Source organism: Roseibium sp. ROS1, assembly GCF_054658215.1.
On sequence record NZ_BAAGIG010000022.1, the window covers coordinates 1 to 3574 of the forward strand.

A 3574-nucleotide genomic window follows, 5' to 3' on the forward strand; every position below is an offset into this window, starting at 1 on the left:
GTTTGCGAACTTCGCCGTCTGATCTGGGTATTGCAAAGACCGCTACTCGTCACCCGTAAATTTTTGCGACAGAACCCACCACACACCCTCCCGCGCAGCGAGTACGTGTATGGAAGCGCAGTGCTGACGTTGACAACCTGGGACCAAATGGCCCGCATTTGGATTCCTGGCGAGAACCTGCGAACGTCCGAAACAGCGGCATCCATCAGAATCTGATATTGACCCTTGCGTTTGCGCCCTGGTCCCTTGCGTTTTCCCCGAAAGCTCCCTGGTAGGAAAGGCCGAGGGTGGTGCGGTCGGAGATGGTGAGGGCAAGTCCTGCCTCGACAAGGGCTGTGTCCCGGTCGAGGGGCACGCCCTGGACCGTGAAGGGATCAAGACCGGACAGGGCCATACGCTGATCGGGCGTCAGGTCGCCTATGGCGTGGCGCCAGCCGAGGGCGCCGGTGAGCGCCGCAGAGATACCGTCGGTGGTCGCAAGCGTTTTCGACATGCGAAGGCCGAGTGTGCTTGATCCCAGAAGCTGACTGGAGCCATCCCCCGTGAGTGCTAGGGCGGCGGAGCCCTGCTCCTGGAAGGCGTCGGTCTGCTGATGCAGGAGGGCCAGTCCGGCGAAGGGAGAGACCTGCAGCCAGGGTGTTTCCAGGGCATAGGAAGCTTCGCCGAAGACTTGCGCGGTCCGGGACCAGTAGTCGGCGGTGAGCGTGTCCTTCAGGCTGCCTACGGCAACAGCGCGTTCGCTTGACACATCGTGCCAGCTGTAGGCGGCGCCGAAGGTGAGACCGAGGTCGGAAAGCCGCACCCCGCCATAAGCGCCAAGGGTGTAGCTGTTTGCATCCGCCGAGGACGCCCGCGCGGAAACGCTGGCCTGGCTCTGGCCGAGACCGGCCAGCAGCCCGAAGCGGGCCTGGGGCCAGGCGGTTGCCTCAAGCCCGACGAGGGCGCCGCCGGTGCTGCGCGAGAGCGTGGCTGCATTGCCATCACCGTCGAGCTTGCCATAGGCCCCGTAGGCGCTGCCCCAGGTGCTGAGGTTGAAGCCCGAACCGGTGCCCAGGCCAGGCCCCCGCGGGCCGACCGGACCGTTGAAGGCGATCTCGGGCACCTCCGAAAAACCGGCGAAGGCATCGTGAATGCGGCTGGTCACCGTGTCGCGTAGCCGGGCACTGTCGCTCAGGAACATGGCCGGCAGCGAGGCATGGATCTCGCCTGACAGGCTGTCATAGGCGCGCCGTGCCTGGGTCTCGTTCAGGCCCGCGACAACCCGGTAGAGATCGCTGGTGGAGGCAAGCCCGCTGAGGGAGCCTGCCACCGCCCGCTGGTTGGCGGTGTGTGCCACATCGGCAAAGCTTATGTCGTTGCGGATCAGATCCAGGGTCACCGAGGTGGCGCCATAGGACAGCTCGGCATCGAGGAAAGCAAAGTTCTCGTTGACCGTGCCAAACGTGCCGGTAACAGCCGTGCCTGCAGTTATGATTGTGTATGTGGTGGACGGAGCATAGCTGGAGCCATCGTCTGTACCGTTTTCCGCCAGAATTTTGACTGCGGCGCCACTGTCGATGGTCACGATCCCGGTGGCGGCGATCTTGTCGGAGTTCCCGGCGCTATCGACTTCCACGTCATAGGTCGAACCAGCGGCAAAGGAAACGTTGCCGGCGACATTGAGAGTGCCGATGGAATTGCCCGGCGCGATCGTGCTGCCGGAATTGGCGGTCACATGACCAAGTGTGCCAGACCCGCCCACGGTGCCGCCGTTCAGGGTCGTCGCGCCGATGCGCCCGTTGACCACCAGCCTGCCGCCGGAAACGGTGGTACCCCCGGTGTGCGTGTTCGCCCCGGTCAGGGTCAACGTACCCGCACCGGTTTTGCTCAGCGAACCGGTGCCGCTGATTGCCCCGCCATATGTAAGCGCGTCACTGCGGTTGAAGATGAGAGCCGCATTGTTGGTGATATTACCGCTCAGACTGCCGCTGGTGCCACCACTGCCGATTTGCAGCGTGCCGGCGGAAATCGTTGTGCCGCCGGTATGTGTGTTCGTCCCGGTCAGGGTCAACGTGCCCGCGCCGGATTTGATCAGCGAACCGGTGCCGCTGATCACACCGCCATATGTTGTGGTGCCCAACTGGTTCACCGTGAGCCCCGCACTACCCAACGAAACGGTTCCACCGGTACCGGAAAGCGCCGACATCGTGAGATCGTACCCGTTGAGGTCGAGTGTGCCGCCATTGACCGTGTAGGCCGTGTTTGCGGCGAATGCGCCAGCCGAGCCAGCCCGCAAGGTGCCGGCCTCGACCGTCGTGTTGACGGTATGGGTGCTCGTACCGGTGAGGGTCCATCTGGAGTTGCCTGTCTTCGACAGGACTTCGAAGCCGGTGTATTTGGTGCCGATTTCTCCGGCATCGAAACTTGCGGCCGGGCTGGTATCGCCTCCCAGAACAAGCGTGTCGCTGGTGCCGCCCGCGATGACATTGCCGGTGATCGTCGAACCCGTTCTCAGCTCCAGAATGTTGGTGCCTGAGGTGAATTCGATGGCATTGGCGCGGGTGCTGCCACTGTGGGAGAGCCCGCCGGAAATCGTGCCGCTGTTGACGATGGTGAGGTCAGCGCCCCTGACGCCGGCACCGCCTGCGGCGTCCGCCTGGCCGGCGCCGCCGTTGCCGCCCGTGATTGTGGACGTTGTGGTGTTGATCATCGTCACGCCGGACACCGAGGTCGAGAGGCCGACCCCGCCGCCGCCGCCAAAGCCGACGGATCCTTGGCCGCCGCCGCCGGCTCCGGCTCCACCCTGCCCGCCCTGACCGCCCGTGCCACCCGTGATATCAGTGTTGTTGGTTATCGTCACGGCGGCGTCCACGGCGACGCCATGGCCACCCTCACCGCCGCCGCCGCCGCCACCGCCACCGGAGGGGCTTGCAGTGCCCGCCTCGCCATCGGTGCCATCGCCGCCGTTATTGCCCGTGGTGGGGCTTGCAATCGTTGTCGAAGTTGAGACCGTCTGCCCGTGCGTGCCGCCCGCACCGCCATCGCCGCCAGCACCCCCGGGGGTGCTGCTGGCCCCGGTTCCGCCAGCAAAGCCGCCGGCACCGCCACCGCCGCCACCGCCGTTGCCCGGCTGCGATGACCCCATCTGGGTGGTTCCGTTGTTTCCGGCGCTCCCGGTTAAACCGCCCGCGCCGCCGAGCCCGGGCCTGTAAAAGATACCGCCGTAGGCACCGCCGTTGCCGCCCTTGCCTCCCCTGGCCTGAGCGGTTCCGGAACTCATGGCGGCTGCGGCAACCAGCGTCGTACCGAGCAGGAGAGCGGTCCTGAGAGCGTGTGACGCACCCGCTCGCTCCGGGTTTGTCGTATTGCGAGACCCGCAAGCCATTGTGTCGTTGGTGTCCATCGGTCCCCCTCGTCGCGGCGCCATGTGGCCAGGCACCGGGATTTCGATACGGAAGCCGGGCGCGGCTCTCTCGCGGCGCAAGTTGTTTCAGCAGCCGCTTTTTGCCGCTGCTTGAGGTGAGGCGCTATCCCCTGTTTAGGGGTTATTGTTTGAAATCAATCCCTTGCCGAGCCAGAGCGCCATCAGCGCCGA

Annotated in this window: 1 protein-coding gene; it reads right to left on the reverse strand. The window is 65.1% G+C overall.

The window, feature by feature from the left end; all coding sequences use genetic code 11:
• Positions 1-205: 205 nt before the first annotated feature.
• Complete coding sequence (locus tag ACYQ6M_RS30305; RefSeq protein WP_460077681.1) at positions 206-3382, reverse strand: autotransporter outer membrane beta-barrel domain-containing protein; 3177 nt, start codon at positions 3380-3382, stop codon at positions 206-208.
• Positions 3383-3574 lie beyond the last annotated feature (192 nt).